A 14,612-nucleotide genomic window follows, 5' to 3' on the forward strand; every position below is an offset into this window, starting at 1 on the left:
TTCTACAAGCAAACCCAGGCGTTTCCCGCCTAAGCCGCCTCTCCAGAAAAATCCCCGGGCACCAGCGCGCCTATGGTCGGCCGGGCGAACAGGTAGCCCTGCATCAACTCGATGCCCACCGCCCGCAACGCCGCGCACTCCTCCGGGGTTTCCACGCCCTCGGCCACCAGAATGATGCCCAGGCGCCCGGCCACCAGCACGATGCCTTCGACGATCGCCTGGCGCACCGGGTCGCGGTCGATCGCGCGGGTCAGCGCCATATCGATCTTCAGCACCTGGGGCTGAAACATCGCGAGGAAATTGAGCCCCGAATAGCCGGCGCCGAAGTCATCGATGGCGGTGATGAAGCCCTGGCGCTCGTATTCCTGGAAGATCGCCTTGAGGTGGTCAGGGTCGACCACCTGCTCGCCCTCGGTCACCTCGAACATCAGGCGTTCCAGCGGAAAGCCGAACTCGTGCGCCGCTTCGAGGGTGGCCCGCACGCAGGTCTCCGGGCGATACACGGCATTGGGCAGGAAGTTGATGCTCAGCAGGCAGTCGGGAATCTCCAGCAGCCCGAGCCTGGAGGCCAGCTCAATGGCCTTGACCCTACAGGCCTGATCGAAGCGATAGCGGTTGCTGTCGTTGACCCAGCCCAGCACGGTGGCCGCCGACTCGCCAGCGACCCCGCGCACCAGCGCCTCATAGGCGAAAGGCTGCTGCGTTCGCACATTGAAGATGGGTTGGAACGCCATGGTGAAGTCGAACCCCAACCCTTCGATGTTGCGGCATTCGGCGCAGCCGACGGCCTTGAAGGGTTGCACGAAAATATTGTTGTCCATCGAGGCGTTCCTTGAGCGATCAGCCATCACAGCCGGCCCGTGCACTCTACCTCAATATGTGAACTTGAAGGCACCACACTGAGCAAACCAGACACTGGCATCGATGGCCGTGTTCGGGCTGCAACTGATGTCGATGCGCGGCTCGATACCGGTCTGCTTGTCGCCGACATGTTTATACATCGGCGTCTCCCGCGACAGCACGCCCGTCGGCTCACTGGGCCATGGGCACTCGCGGTGGCTGTCCTCCGGGTCACTCTTGACCGCCCAGGCGGGCGTGAGCAGCAGCGCCAGGCCGACGTTCGACAGGCCCCGGCCTTCACTCTTGACCAGCGCGGTGGCCTTGATGCGATCGCCCTCGTGCAGGTCGCCGACGTTGACCGGCGTCGAGATATTGATCTGCGGCGCCTCCCCGCCGGACTGCCCAATGATGTGCACCTTCTGCCACTCGCGCCCCTCGGCATCGACCTCCTTGCTCAGCGTGATCATCAGCCCATCGATATGGTTGGCCGACGCCTTCCAGCCGCTGGCCAGTTGCGACCCGCAACCGGCGCTGAACTCCAGATTGCCATCGCTGCCTTCCAGCAGCGGGTTGGCGGTCAACGAGCCCAACGGATTGCCGGCGTGGAAGCGCACATTGGAATCGAGGAAATCCCCCAACTGACGCACCTCGGCGGCGATCCGCGCACCTCCGGCGAGGCCCACCACCTGGGCGCCGATTTTCGACATATGGATGCCATCCACCGTCATGCCGTCCTTGACGTAATAATCGCTCCCGGAGGCCGGATCGACCATGGCATCCCAGACGTTGAGCACAGTGCATACCTTGCTCAGGGTGTGCTGGAACCACAGGTGCATCTGATAATGGTCCTCCTTGATCTGCGCCGAGCTCAGCTCGTAGTCACTGTGGCCGTTGCCGCGCGGCGTTTCGCCCACGACGATCACGCTGATACCGGCCTGGAAGAAATTGCGCACGATTTCGCGGACATTCTTCTTGCTGGTGCCCAGGTCGATGCCCGCCGTGCGGTCATTGGTACTGCCGATAAACACCGCCCGCGTGCAACCGCGGCTGTGCAGCAGCTCAATGAATTGCGGCTGGCGCTCCAGCATGCCGCGGGTGGTGTCGCCGGCGACGCCGCCGTTGAGTTCGCCCAGCAGGGAAAAGGCGTTCAGGCCGTAGGCTTGCAGCCAGTGAGCCAGGCCGACGTTGCGCAACTGGAAGTTGAGGCCGCCACTGCTCCAGGAAAGATAGGCGCGGCTGTCGCCGAAGAACCCGACGTAGCGCGAGTTGGCCGGATTCACTACAGCCAGGGCATGTTGGTCTACGGCAGGAATGGTTGGTGTACCCATGTGTCACCTCGTTCAGGCAAGGACAGACAGGAATTCCGTTTCAGGACGACGTTGGATGTCGAATGACAGTAGAGGCTGGGGCCTGGGCGGGCAATGAATGAGTTTTGGCAGATGTGGCGGGGGTGTATGGGGGGTTACAGCGGGAGGGGGAGATGGTGGAGATAGGAGTTGACCTGGATACAACACACAGGCGTCATAGATAACAGTGAACGGTGAATGCCTCATCAATACCCCATATCAAGCTCTTGGGCTTGTGCCGCCAGTTCTTCCATGGCGGCTTGACTCGCTCTGTCACGCTCGGCCTTGTAGGCCATGATATCGGTGAACTTGATACGGCGGTGGCTGCCGGTTTTTGTGTGTGGGATCTGACCCTCGTCCAGCAGCTTGACAAGATGCGGACGCGATACATTGAGCATGTCGGCGCCTTCTTGAGTAGTCAGTTCCGCGTGGATCGGCACTACCTTCACGGTGTTGCCCAAGGCCAGTTCGTTAAGTATGTCTCCGAGCAATCTAAGAGCGAACGTTGGTAGCTCAATGGCTTGGCGTTGCTGGTCCTCGTCAACCAGTTCGATACGTTGAGTGTCCAGCTTCCTCGAAATGAACGCAGCAATCTGGCGGCTTGATTCAATAGCCGCAGCGATCGCTTTCTCATCTGGAAGGATGCTTCGAGCGAGATCGGCGGTGGTCATGATGCATCTCCAAAAGCGACTTGAAATTCCTGGCGCCTCATACGGCAGGTAGGATTTTTAATCGAAATAAACGAAAATTGCAACAAGCGAAATAAACGAAACACAGCTGCGTGCTAGCCTAAGCGTAGCTATGAGCTAGCGGAGACGGCGCCGGCGGCACCCTCAGACCTGTACTCCCGCGCAGACTGACGCAAGCGTCTCTGCGCGGCGGTCTGGATCAAGGGAAACCACCGGGATGCCACTCCAACCCGAGCCTTTGCGCATATTGGCACGAGACATTGCCGCCTGAGCCCGAGCTACCGTCCTTTCAAGGCCTGGATGCCGCCCCTGTGGAACCAGTTGGCGTCCATCAAACGCAAGCTGGCGAGCCTACGCCAGGTCACGTTTGTCATAGGCATGTGAGTACCCATGGATTGTTGAACAGCGAAAGGGTACACAGATAGCAAAGGATGGGATGGGATCGGATGACACCGCATGAAACAGAAAGCCCGCACTAGGCGGGCTTCTTCGGGAAACATGCTACTGCTTAGCACTGCATGAATCTATCAACTGGTGCCGGAGATAGGAATCGAACCTACGACCTTCGCGTTACGAGTGCGCTGCTCTACCGACTGAGCTACACCGGCGGGTGGTGGTGGGGGCGATACGTTAGCATCAGGTAAAGCAGGTAGCAATGGTGGCCGAGCAGCTAACCACTCGACCTCCTGCTCGCCAGCAAATCCTCTACGTAGTTACTGCTTCACATAGTTGTTGGTGACACAGGCGTCGGCAGCGCCATACGCCCACGTGATCACGCCATTAGCGACGGTAGGCGTCAGTGTGCACGTATCACCAACCACAATGCCTTTGTATGCATTAGGGCTGGCCGTGATAACACCGTTAGCGTCGACAGCAATTGTCTTGAGAGCGCCTGTAGCTTTGTTCGTCGGCAAGGTAATGCCCAATTGAGCGGCGGTATTGCAGCTAGCGAAGGAAGAAGTTTCGTTGTAACAGACCGAGATAGCACTCTTCACCGCGGCCATTGTATCAGTGACCTCAGCGTAAGCCGCTTTCTTCATGTAGTTCTGGTAGGCCGGCAGAGCGATTGCAGCCAGGATGCCGACGATCGCCACTACGATCATCAGTTCGATAAGGGTAAAGCCTTTTTGACCTTTCATGACGAATCCTCGGGAAGCCAGTGTTAGTTCAGTCGATGGTCGGAGGCCGCCTTTCTGGCGCCTGCTGATGACCTGATTGGACTAGAGCACAGCCCGTGCCAAGTTCACATAGCACGGTTTTGCAGCGTGCAAACCCGGGTTGAGCCGCTGCTGAAACGACAAGAGCAGCACTAAGTGACGTTCTTCGTCACTTGTCGCAGGGCTGGTGACGTCATTTGACGTAACCCCGGTCCACGCAGGGGCCGCTGTAGGCCCAGGTCAAGCCACCATTGAGTGGCGTTGGGGTCATGACGCAGGTATCGGTGGCCGCGATGCCGCGATAGTCATTGGGTGTGGCGTTGATGGCGCCTGTGCCTGCCGTCAGGGAAATCGAGGCCAGCGCCTGGCCGGTATTGGTCGGCAGGGTCATGCCGAGCTTTTGCGCGGTGTCGCAGCTGGCCTGATCGGAGGTGCTTTGATAACACACATCCATGGCCGTCTTGATTGGTGCCATGGCGCTGACGATTTCGGTGTAGGCCGCCTTGCGGATGTAGTCCTGATAGACCGGCATGGCGATGGCGGCGAGGATGCCGACGATGGCGACCACTATCATCAGCTCAATCAGGGTGAAGCCACGTTGCAGAGTGTTCATTCGTTTCCCTCGAATTGGCAGCGACCCTTCCAGGGGTCGGAAAGCCGGCAGCTATGGAAGCTTGACGCAAAAAAGCTGGCCGGATTTGCGTAGGATGACGGTTTATCCTGCGATTGGCCAAGGATTTGCAGTAACAAAACCTGACGCCCCGCAGCCGCTCACCACGCCGATTTGGCACCGCCGCTCGACTAGGCTATAAAACAGCGATTGTATGTATCCGGTGGTCAAATGAACGATATCGCCCTCACCGGCCTGGCCAGGCAACTGGTCGTGGCCGAACTGCTTACCGATAAGGATGCGCAACAGGCGTATCAGCAGTCTCAGCGCAGCCGGGTGCCACTGGTCCATTATCTGGTACAGAACAAACTGGCCAAGAGCCGGGAAATTGCCGAAATCGCTTCGGATCAATTTGGCGTATCTCTGATCGACCTGAAGATGGTCGACCCCGAAAGCCAGCCTCGTGGCCTGGTCAGCGAGAAGCTGGTCCGCCAGCACCATGCCCTGCCCCTGTGGCGTCGCGGCAATAAATTGTTCGTAGGTGTGTCGGACCCGACCAATCATCAAGCCATCACCGATATCCAGTTCAACACTGGCCTGAACACCGAAGCCATTCTGGTCGAAGAGGACAAGCTGGCCGATGCCATCGAGAAATTTTTCGAGAGCGGCACCGGGCTCGAAGAGCTGGGCGACGATCTGGATAACCTCGATGTCGAAACATCAGGGGAAACGAAAGAAGTCGGCATAGACGCCGACGACGCCCCGGTGGTGCGCTTCGTCAACAAGATGTTGCTCGACGCCATCCGCAGCGGTTCCTCGGACTTGCATTTCGAGCCTTATGAAAAAGCCTATCGGGTACGCTTCCGTACCGATGGCATCCTGCGCGAGATTGCCCGGCCGCCGATCAACCTCGCCGGGCGCATTGCCGCTCGCCTGAAGGTCATGGCCAGCCTGGACATCTCCGAGCGGCGCAAACCGCAGGACGGCCGGATCAAGATGCGCATCTCGAAGAACAAGGCGATCGATTTCCGGGTCAACACCCTGCCCACCCTGTGGGGCGAAAAGATCGTGATGCGTATTCTCGACCCCACGAGTGCGCAGATGGGTATCGATGCGCTGGGCTATGAGCCCGAGCAGAAGGAATTGTACCTGGCCGCGCTGGCCCAGCCACAAGGCATGATCCTGGTCACCGGGCCAACCGGCTCGGGCAAAACGGTTTCGCTGTACACCGGCATCAACATTCTCAATACCGTCGACATCAACATCTCCACCGCCGAAGACCCGGTTGAAATCAACATGGAGGGCATCAACCAGGTCAACGTGAACAACAAGCAGGGGCTGGATTTCGCCTCGGCATTGCGCTCATTCCTGCGTCAGGACCCGGACGTGATCATGGTCGGCGAGATCCGCGACCTGGAAACCGCCGAGATCGCCATCAAGGCGGCGCAGACCGGTCACCTGGTCTTGTCGACCCTGCACACCAATAGCGCCGCTGAAACCCTGACCCGCTTGATGAACATGGGCGTGGCCAGTTTCAACATTGCCACTTCGGTCAACCTGATCATCGCCCAGCGCCTGGCGCGCAAACTGTGCAGCGTCTGCAAGCGCCCGGCTGAAATACCCCGCGATGTGCTGATCGAGGAAGGCTTTCCCGCAGAGAGAATTGGGACCTTTACCGTCTACGAGCCGGTAGGGTGCGACGTGTGCAATGGCGGCTACAAAGGCCGGCAAGGTATCTATGAAGTGGTTCGCAACACCAAGGCCATCCAGCAGATGATCATGGAGTCGGGCAACTCGATTGAAATCGCCAAGCAGATGCGCAAGGAAGGCTTCAATGACCTGCGTACTTCCGGCCTGGTCAAGGTGATGCAGGGCGTCACCAGCCTGGCGGAAGTCAACCGGGTGACCAAGGACTGATCATGGCAACCAAGGAGATCAAGCTCAGCGTCTACGCCTGGGAGGGCGTGGACCGCAAGGGCACGAAGATGACCGGTGAGCTCAACGGCCAGAGCATGGCGCTGGTCAAGGCGCAGCTGCGCAAGCAAGGCATCACACCGGGCAAGGTACGCAAGAAAAGCAAGTCGCTGTTCGGCAATGGCAAGAAGATCAAGCCGATGGACATTGCCCTGTTCACCCGGCAGATGGCGACCATGATGCGTGCGGGCGTCCCCTTGCTACAGTCGTTCGAGATTATCGGCGAAGGTTTTGAAAACCCCAACATGCGCAAGTTGGTGGAAGAGCTCAAGTTGGAAGTGGCGGCAGGTAACAGCTTCGCCACGGCGCTGCGCACCAAACCGCAGTATTTCGATGACCTCTATTGCAACCTGGTCAATGCCGGCGAACAAGCTGGCGCCCTGGAAACCTTGCTCGATCGTGTGGCCACCTACAAGGAAAAGACCGAGGCGCTGCGGGGCAAACTCAAGAAAGCCATGACCTACCCTATTGCGGTGGTACTGGTGGCGATCATTGTATCGGGCATTCTGTTGATCAAGGTGGTCCCGCAATTTCAGACCATCTTCGAAGGCTTCGGCGCGCAACTGCCCAGTTTCACCTTGATGGTCATCGGCTTGTCCAACATCGTGCAAGAGTATTACCTGATGTTGATTGGCGCTGTCATCGTCGCCATCTTTCTGTTCAAGCGCACCTACCGAAACAGCCAGAAATTTCGCGACTCCATTGACAGAACCCTTTTGAAAATCCCGGTCATCGGCCCCTTGCTTTACAAGTCGGCCATCGCCCGTTTTGCTCGCACCCTCTCTACCACCTTCGCCGCGGGCGTGCCGCTGGTCGAGGCTCTGGATTCGGTGGCGGGTGCCGCCGGCAATGTTGTTTTCAAGAATGCCATCATGAAGATCAAGCAGGATGTCTCCACCGGCATGCAGCTGAACTTCTCCATGCGCACCACCGGTGTATTTCCGGCCATGGCCGTGCAGATGACCGCCATCGGCGAAGAATCCGGCGCCCTGGACGGCATGCTCGACCGCGCGGCCACCATCTATGAAGCCGAAGTCGACAACATGGTCGACAGCATGACCGCACTCATGGAGCCCATGATCATGGCCATTCTTGGCGTACTGGTCGGCGGCCTGGTGATTGCCATGTACCTTCCCATCTTCCAACTCGGTTCAGCCGTCTGACATGACCCCCCTCGACCTCCTGGCCAGCTCACCGCTGGCCTTCGCCGTCTGCGCGCTGATTCTGGGCCTGCTGGTGGGCAGCTTTCTCAACGTCGTCATCCACCGCCTGCCGAAGATGCTCGAACGCGAGTGGCAGACCCAGGCCCGCGACATCCTCAAACTCCCGGAAGAACCCAAGGGTCCGGCCTACAACCTGGCTGTGCCGCACTCGGCCTGCCCGCACTGCGGGCACCGGATCCGCCCGTGGGAGAACCTGCCGCTGGTCAGCTACATCGCCCTGCGCGGGCGCTGCTCCAGCTGCAAGGCGCCGATCGGCCGGCGCTACCCGATTGTGGAACTGGCCAGCGGCCTGATCAGCGGGTTCGTGGCCTGGCACTTCGGCTTTGGCTGGCAGGCCGGCGCGTTCATGCTGCTCAGCTGGGGCCTGCTGGCCATGAGCCTGATCGACGCCGACCACCAGATCCTGCCCGACGTGCTGGTGCTGCCGCTGTTGTGGCTGGGGCTGATCCTCAACACCCAGGCCCTCAATGCCAGCCTGGTGGATGCGGTCTGGGGTGCGGTGGCCGGTTACCTGAGCCTGTGGATCGTGTACTGGCTGTTCAAGCTGGTCACCGGCAAAGAAGGCATGGGTCATGGCGACTTCAAGCTGCTGGCCATGCTCGGCGCCTGGGGCGGCTGGCAGGTGTTGCCGCTGACCATCCTGTTGTCCTCGCTGGTGGGCGCGGTGCTGGGCGTGATCCTGTTGCGCCTGCGCGACGCGCAGACCAGCACGCCGATCCCGTTCGGCCCCTACCTGGCCATCGCGGGCTGGATTGCCTTGCTCTGGGGTGATCAAATAACCGCTTCCTACATGCACTTCGCGGGTTTCTGATGAGCGCCAAACCTTGGGTGCTGGGCCTGACCGGCGGCATTGCCAGCGGCAAGAGCGCGGCGGCCGCACGCTTCGCCGAGCTGGGCATGCACACGGTGGACGCCGACCAGGCGGCGCGCTGGGTGGTCGAGCCGGGGCGACCGGCCCTGGCCGAGATCGCCGAGCGCTACGGCCCCGGCATACTGCAGGCGGACGGCAGCCTGGACCGTGGCGCCCTGCGCCAGGTGATCTTCGCCGACCCGCAGCAGCGGCGCTGGGTCGAAGGGCTGCTGCATCCGCTGGTGGCCAAGGAGATCGCCGACTCGCTGGCCACGGCCACTTCGCCCTATGCGGTGTTCGTCTCACCCTTGATGGTGGAATCGGGGCAGTACCGGCTGGCGCAGCGGCTGCTGGTCATCGATGTGCCGGAGACGTTGCAGATCGAGCGTACACTGGCCCGCGACAGCAGCAGCCTGGAACAGGTGCAGGCGATCCTCAAGGCCCAGGCCACTCGCGAGCAGCGCCTGAGCCTCGCCGACGACGTGCTGGTCAATGACCGCGACCTGGCCTGGCTGCGCAGCGAGGTCGACCGCCTGCATCACTTTTACCTGACATTGCCTGGAGGCCAAGCATGAGCCAACCCATCAACGTGGAATGCCCGACCTGTGGCGCGCCAGTGGAATGGAGCGCGGCGAGCCCGAACCGGCCGTTCTGCTCGGACCGTTGCAAACTGATCGACCTGGGCGCCTGGGCCTCGGAGGAACACAAGATTCCAGTGGCGCCGGATGCCGAGGATGAGTTGTTTTCCGAGGAATTGCCGCCGCGGCATTGATCGGCGGTTTTCACCCTTCATTACCGTGGGACCGAGCTTGCTCGGCAATGGCGCCAACCGCTTTCCCGAGCTCGGTCCTGCAGCCTTGGATGGCCAATCGTCTTGCAACAGCGCTAAGCTCTGCCCATGGACGACTCCGACTACCTGCGCCTGCTCACCCTGCAGGCCGAACAAGCCAATGCCTTCCTGTCGAACGCCCGCAAGTGGGAGCGCGAGAGGTGGGTGTGTCAGCGCTTGTTGCAGGGGCTGAACGTGCCGCACCGCGACGAAGACTTCATGCCCGCCGGCCAGGAGCCGCCGGATGTACTGTTCCAGGACGCCAGCTTCGAGGTGTTCTTCGTGCTCGACGAAGGCCGCCGGCTCAACGACGAGTGGCGCGAGGAATTGCAGCGTCGGCGCAGCGCCTTTTCCCTCAGCCAGCTGGTGCGTCGCGAGGCGCGGCCCAAGCGCATCAGCGCCGTGGAGCTGCTGCAACGCCTGGCGCCGACCCTGCGCAAGAAGAGCCACAACTACCGCGAGCGTGGGCTGGACCTGGGTGAGTTCGACATCATCGCCTTCGCCAGCCTCAAGCGCGAGGTGCTGGACCTCAACAGCCACTTTCCACCCCCCACCGAATACCTGCGCCAGGGCTGGCGTTCGCTGTCGCTGGTGGGCCCGACCTTCGCCCGGGTGCTGTTCGCCCACCCCGATGCCCCGGATTTCCTGCGCGCCAACCTGGGCCGCAGCATCGTCTTCGATGTCGGCATCAGCCTGTGACGGGCAGGCCGCAAAGATGGCGCAAAGCCTTGGCGAATGTTACAAAGTATTCTCTGCCAATGAAGTTGTGCTTGGAAGTCGCGTCGATGCGTCAACCCGATATGCCCCTCATTGCCCCCCTTTTCGCCGAGCACCTGGTGCTTCGAGCTGCCTCGCGCTCGCCCGTCTCGGCCCCCGCTTCCGTAAACCTTATGAGATATCCCCATGACTCACCGTATCGTGATTGTCGGCGGCGGCGCCGGCGGCCTGGAGTTGGCGACCCGCCTGGGCAAGACCCTGGGCAAGCGCGGCAAGGCCAACATAACCCTGGTCGACGCCAACCTCACGCACATCTGGAAACCGCTGCTGCACGAAGTGGCCGCCGGTTCGCTTAACTCTTCGGAAGACGAGCTCAACTACGTCGCCCAGGCCAAGTGGAACCACTTCAACTTCCAGCTGGGCAAGATGAGCGGGCTCGACCGCGTCGGCAAGCAGATCCAGCTGGCCGCCACCTACGATGAACACAGCGTCGAACTGGTGCCTGCACGGGTGCTCAACTATGACAGCCTGGTGATCGCGGTGGGCAGCACCACTAACGATTTCGGCACCCGCGGCGCCGCCGAGCACTGCCTGTTCCTCGACACGCGGGCGCAGGCCGAGCGCTTCCACCAGCAGCTGCTCAACCACTACCTGCGCGCTCACGCCACCGAGACCGATGACAACCGCATTGCCGTGGCCATCGTCGGTGCCGGCGCCACCGGCGTCGAGTTGTCCGCCGAGCTGCACAACGCGGCCCATGAGCTGGCGGCCTACGGCTTTGGCCGGATCAAGCCGGAGAACATGCACATTACCCTGATCGAGGCCGGGCCACGGGTGCTGCCGGCGCTGCCCGAGCGCATCGGCGGGCCGGTGCACAAGACCCTGGAGAAGCTCGGCGTAACCGTGCTCACCGGTTCGGCGGTCAGCGAAGTGACCGCCGATGCGCTGATCACCGCCGACGGCGCGGTGATTCCGGCCAGCCTCAAGGTGTGGGCGGCCGGCATCCGCGCGCCGAACTTCCTCAAGGACCTCGACGGCCTGGAGACCAACCGGATCAATCAGCTGGTGGTCAAATCGACCCTGCAGACCACTCGCGACGATGCGATCTTCGCCTTCGGCGATTGCGCGGCCTGCCCGCAAGCGGACAGCGACCGCCCGGTGCCGCCACGGGCGCAGGCGGCGCACCAGCAGGCTTCGCTGCTGGCCAAGGCGCTGAAGCTGCGGGTCGAAGGCACCTCGACCCTGCCGGAATTCAAGTACAAGGACTACGGCTCGCTGATCTCGCTGTCACGCTTCTCGGCGGTGGGCAACCTGATGGGCAACCTGACCGGCAGCGTGATGCTGGAAGGCTGGCTGGCGCGGATGTTCTACGTATCGCTGTACCGCATGCACCAGATGGCGCTGTTCGGCATGTTCCGCACCGCCATGCTGATGCTCGGCAGCCGCATCGGCCGCGGTACCGAGCCGCGATTGAAGCTGCACTGATGGGTTGCACCTGACTCGCCAGCACTGCCGGCTCCTGCGCCTATCCTGATCGAACCCGGACAGGCGCAGAAGCCGCTTACCCCAGCGCCTTGCGATAAGCCATCGAATCATCGATGCGCTTGAGGATGTACTCCCCCGCCGCCACCGGCTCATAGTGGCTGTCACTGACTGCGATACCCAGATCGCAGGGGTCCACCCGCGCCTCGAAGGTGGGATCGAAGAAGGTAGCGATCGAATAGCGCTCACGTCCCGAGTGGTTGATCACCCGGTGCAGGGTCGAGCGAAAACGGTTGTTCGACCAGCGCGCCAGCAGGTCGCCGACATTCACCACCAGGCTGCCGGCAATCGGCGTGGCGTCGATCCAGCGTTGCCCACCCAATTCGCGCACCTGCAAGCCGCCGCTGTCGTCCTGGTACAGCAGGGTGATACAGCCATAATCGGTGTGCGGCGCCACGCCGTACTGGTCCTCGGTGGCCTGCGCCGGGTGTTCGGGGTAGTAGACCATCTGCGTGCGCTGCAGGCGCTTGTGGTACTTGTCGACGAAGAAGTCTTCGGCGATGCCCAGGCTGGCGGCCACCGCACAGAGCAGGTCGGCGCCCGCCCTGCCCACCTCCTCGTAGTACTCGCCCAGCACCCCCTGCAGCTCGGGCATGAACACAGGCCATTGATTAGGCCCGCGCAGAGGCTGACCGGCCAGCACGCAGGGATCCTGCTCGGGCAATTCCAGGCCTATGCTGAAGAACTCCTTGTGGTCGGGCCGGGTCGCCTGGTACATGGTGGCGCCGCCCAGGGCGTGCCAGCCGCGGTGGCGTTTGTTCACCGCGACCTGGCGCTTGACCTCGGCCGGGTAGGCAAAGAACTGCCGTGCGGCGGCCATGGCCCGGTTGATCAGCGGCTGCGGCACGCCATGGTTGACGATGTAGAAGAACCCGGTGTCGGTGCAGGCCTGGCGGATGGCCTTGCCGGCGCGCTGGATCGCCAGGGGGCTGCGCTCGCGCACGCCGGCCATGTCGATCAAGGGAAGAGTGGGGGTCATGGCACAGGCTCCTGGGGCAATCGGCGGTATAGACAGCTTGAGCAGACCGAGCATATTGCGTGCCGGGCCCTGTGGCCTGATTGCGGCTCCACCGCGGGCAAACCGCCCCGATTGTGTGCAACGGCTACGGGTCGGTGCCACTTAAGGTGACATCACTGCACAGTGAAAATGACGTACCGCCGTAAAGCAGGGCTGTGTTCAAATGGCCTGACTCTTGCCTACCTGTATATACAGGCGTAGATAAGCCTAACCTATCACTTGTGCTCAGGACCCATGCCATGCCAGCGTCCCTCGTTATCCAGCCAGGCTTTTTCGACCTCGACCAACTGCGCGCCATCTATCAGCACCAGGCCGCCTTCGAACTCGACGCCAGCGCGCGCGACGTGGTCGCCGCCAGCCAGCGCACCGTCAGCGAAATCATCGCCAACCAGCGCACGGTGTACGGCATCAACACCGGTTTCGGCCTGCTGGCACGCACCTCGATCCCTACCGAGTCGCTGGCCAAGCTGCAACGCAACCTGCTGCTGTCTCATTGCACCGGCACCGGGCCCCTGCTCGACGACAACAGCGTCGGCCTGATTCTGGCGTTGAAGATGGCCTCCCTGGCCCGAGGTTTCTCCGGCGTGCGCTGGGACATCATCGAGGCGCTCGGCAAGCTGTACGCCGCCAAGGTCTACCCGTGCATCCCGTCCCAGGGCTCGGTGGGCGCTTCGGGCGACCTGGCACCGCTGGCGCATTTGTCTGCCGTGCTGATCGGCGTCGGCCGTGTGCGCCACCAGGGGCAGGAAATGGACGCCGTCGAAGGCCTGGCCCTGGCCGGGCTGAGCCCGATGGTGCTGGGCCCCAAGGAGGGCCTGGCGTTGATCAACGGCACCCAGGTGTCCACCGCCCTGGCCTTGCGCGGCCTGTTCGCCACGGAAAAACTGTTTTCGGCCGCCGTGGTCGCCGGCAGCCTCACGGTCGAAGCGCTCAAGGGCTCGGACGTGCCGTTCGATGCGCGTATCCAGGCAGTGCGTGGGCAGCCCGGGCAGATCGCCGTGGCGGCGTTCTACCGTGAGCTGCTGGCGCAGAGCGAGATCCGCGAATCGCACCGCGACTGCAAGCGCGTGCAAGACCCCTACTCGCTGCGTTGCCAACCACAGGTGATGGGCGCCTGCCTTGACCACCTGCGCTTCGCCGCCGGGGTGTTCCTGCGCGAAGCCAACGCCGTGTCGGACAACCCACTGGTGTTCAGCGCCGACGGCGATGTGCTGTCGGGTGGCAACTTCCACGCCGAGCCGGTGGCCATGGCCGCCGACGTGCTGGCCCTGGCCATCTCCGAGATCGGTGCCTTGTCGGAGCGGCGTACCGCGCAACTGGTGGACCCGGCGCTGTCCGGGCTGCCGGCGTTTCTGGTGCGTGAGGGCGGCTTGAACTCGGGCTTCATGATCGCCCAGGTCACCGCCGCCGCCCTTGCCTCGGAGAACAAGACCCTGGCGCACCCGGCGTCGATCGACAGCCTGCCGACTTCGGCCAACCAGGAAGACCACGTCTCCATGGCCACCTTCGCCGCCCGCCGCCTGCTGGACATGGCCGGCAACAGCAGCGCCGTGGTGGCGATCGAAGTGCTGGGCGCTGCCCAGGGCGTCGACCTGCAGGCACCGCTCAAGACCTCGGAAAAACTCACCGAGGTCATGCAGATGGTGCGCGAGCAAGTGCCCCATTACGACGAGGATCGCTACTTCGCGCCGGACATCGCGGCCGCCCGCGCCTGGGTCGAAGGCGGGGTGTTTGCCCGCTGGTTGCCGTTCGAGCAGCTGTACCAGGCCTGAGGCTGGCTGAAACAACCTCTCCCCCATCCGATCGCAATGGCCGAT

Annotated in this window: 14 protein-coding genes and 1 tRNA gene; 8 read left to right on the plus strand and 7 right to left on the minus strand. The window is 62.2% G+C overall.

Annotation, left to right across the window (positions count from 1 at the left end):
- Positions 1-29: 29 nt before the first annotated feature.
- The 6 genes from SFA35_RS22280 to SFA35_RS22305 all read right to left on the minus strand — a co-directional run bounded on the left by SFA35_RS22280 (position 30) and on the right by SFA35_RS22305 (position 4,645).
- Positions 30-821, minus strand: a complete 792-nt coding sequence (locus tag SFA35_RS22280; protein ID WP_320572768.1) for an EAL domain-containing protein — start codon at positions 819-821, stop codon at positions 30-32.
- Between the two features lie 51 nt (positions 822-872).
- Positions 873-2,168: an SGNH/GDSL hydrolase family protein gene (locus SFA35_RS22285; protein ID WP_320572770.1), complete on the minus strand. Its 1,296-nt coding sequence runs from the start codon at positions 2,166-2,168 to the stop codon at positions 873-875.
- Positions 2,169-2,392: 224 nt separating this feature from the next.
- Complete coding sequence (locus tag SFA35_RS22290) at positions 2,393-2,857, minus strand: helix-turn-helix domain-containing protein (protein ID WP_320572772.1); 465 nt, start codon at positions 2,855-2,857, stop codon at positions 2,393-2,395.
- A 550-nt stretch (positions 2,858-3,407) separates the two neighbouring features.
- Positions 3,408-3,483 (minus strand) — tRNA-Thr (locus SFA35_RS22295).
- A 105-nt stretch (positions 3,484-3,588) separates the two neighbouring features.
- Positions 3,589-4,014, minus strand: a complete 426-nt coding sequence (locus tag SFA35_RS22300) for a pilin (protein WP_320572774.1) — start codon at positions 4,012-4,014, stop codon at positions 3,589-3,591.
- 211 nt (positions 4,015-4,225) lie between these two features.
- The gene (locus tag SFA35_RS22305) at positions 4,226-4,645 is read right to left on the minus strand and encodes a prepilin-type N-terminal cleavage/methylation domain-containing protein (protein WP_320572775.1); all 420 of its coding nucleotides are present in this window, start codon (positions 4,643-4,645) and stop codon (positions 4,226-4,228) included.
- A 228-nt stretch (positions 4,646-4,873) separates the two neighbouring features.
- Between SFA35_RS22305 and pilB the strand changes: the two genes are divergently transcribed.
- From pilB to SFA35_RS22340, 7 genes are all read left to right on the plus strand, one after another.
- Positions 4,874-6,559 (plus strand): type IV-A pilus assembly ATPase PilB, encoded by a 1,686-nt coding sequence (gene pilB, locus SFA35_RS22310; RefSeq protein ID WP_320572776.1) that lies wholly within the window; start codon positions 4,874-4,876, stop codon positions 6,557-6,559.
- 2 nt (positions 6,560-6,561) lie between these two features.
- Entirely contained in the window at positions 6,562-7,779 is a 1,218-nt protein-coding gene (locus tag SFA35_RS22315; RefSeq protein ID WP_320572778.1) for a type II secretion system F family protein, read from the plus strand.
- Between the two features lies 1 nt (position 7,780).
- The gene (locus SFA35_RS22320) at positions 7,781-8,650 is read left to right on the plus strand and encodes an A24 family peptidase (protein ID WP_320572780.1); all 870 of its coding nucleotides are present in this window, start codon (positions 7,781-7,783) and stop codon (positions 8,648-8,650) included.
- A complete protein-coding gene (gene coaE / locus SFA35_RS22325) occupies positions 8,650-9,264 on the plus strand; it encodes a dephospho-CoA kinase (RefSeq protein ID WP_320572783.1) in 615 nt (204 codons plus the stop codon). Before SFA35_RS22320 ends, coaE begins: the two co-directional genes overlap by 1 nt.
- On the plus strand, positions 9,261-9,461 hold the full coding sequence (gene yacG, locus SFA35_RS22330; RefSeq protein WP_320572785.1) for a DNA gyrase inhibitor YacG: 201 nt from the start codon (positions 9,261-9,263) through the stop codon (positions 9,459-9,461). Before coaE ends, yacG begins: the two co-directional genes overlap by 4 nt.
- A gap of 126 nt (positions 9,462-9,587) precedes the next feature.
- Positions 9,588-10,217 (plus strand): DUF1780 domain-containing protein, encoded by a 630-nt coding sequence (locus SFA35_RS22335; protein WP_320572786.1) that lies wholly within the window; start codon positions 9,588-9,590, stop codon positions 10,215-10,217.
- Positions 10,218-10,421: 204 nt separating this feature from the next.
- Complete coding sequence (locus tag SFA35_RS22340; RefSeq protein WP_320572787.1) at positions 10,422-11,720, plus strand: NAD(P)/FAD-dependent oxidoreductase; 1,299 nt, start codon at positions 10,422-10,424, stop codon at positions 11,718-11,720.
- Between the two features lie 76 nt (positions 11,721-11,796).
- Here the strand turns inward: SFA35_RS22340 and SFA35_RS22345 are convergent, their stop codons facing one another.
- Complete coding sequence (locus tag SFA35_RS22345) at positions 11,797-12,756, minus strand: isopenicillin N synthase family dioxygenase (RefSeq protein ID WP_320572789.1); 960 nt, start codon at positions 12,754-12,756, stop codon at positions 11,797-11,799.
- Positions 12,757-13,034: 278 nt separating this feature from the next.
- Between SFA35_RS22345 and hutH the strand changes: the two genes are divergently transcribed.
- Positions 13,035-14,567: a histidine ammonia-lyase gene (gene hutH / locus SFA35_RS22350; RefSeq protein ID WP_320572790.1), complete on the plus strand. Its 1,533-nt coding sequence runs from the start codon at positions 13,035-13,037 to the stop codon at positions 14,565-14,567.
- Positions 14,568-14,612 lie beyond the last annotated feature (45 nt).

The sequence above is a fragment of the Pseudomonas sp. HR96 genome (assembly GCF_034059295.1).
Lineage (GTDB): Bacteria > Pseudomonadota > Gammaproteobacteria > Pseudomonadales > Pseudomonadaceae > Aquipseudomonas.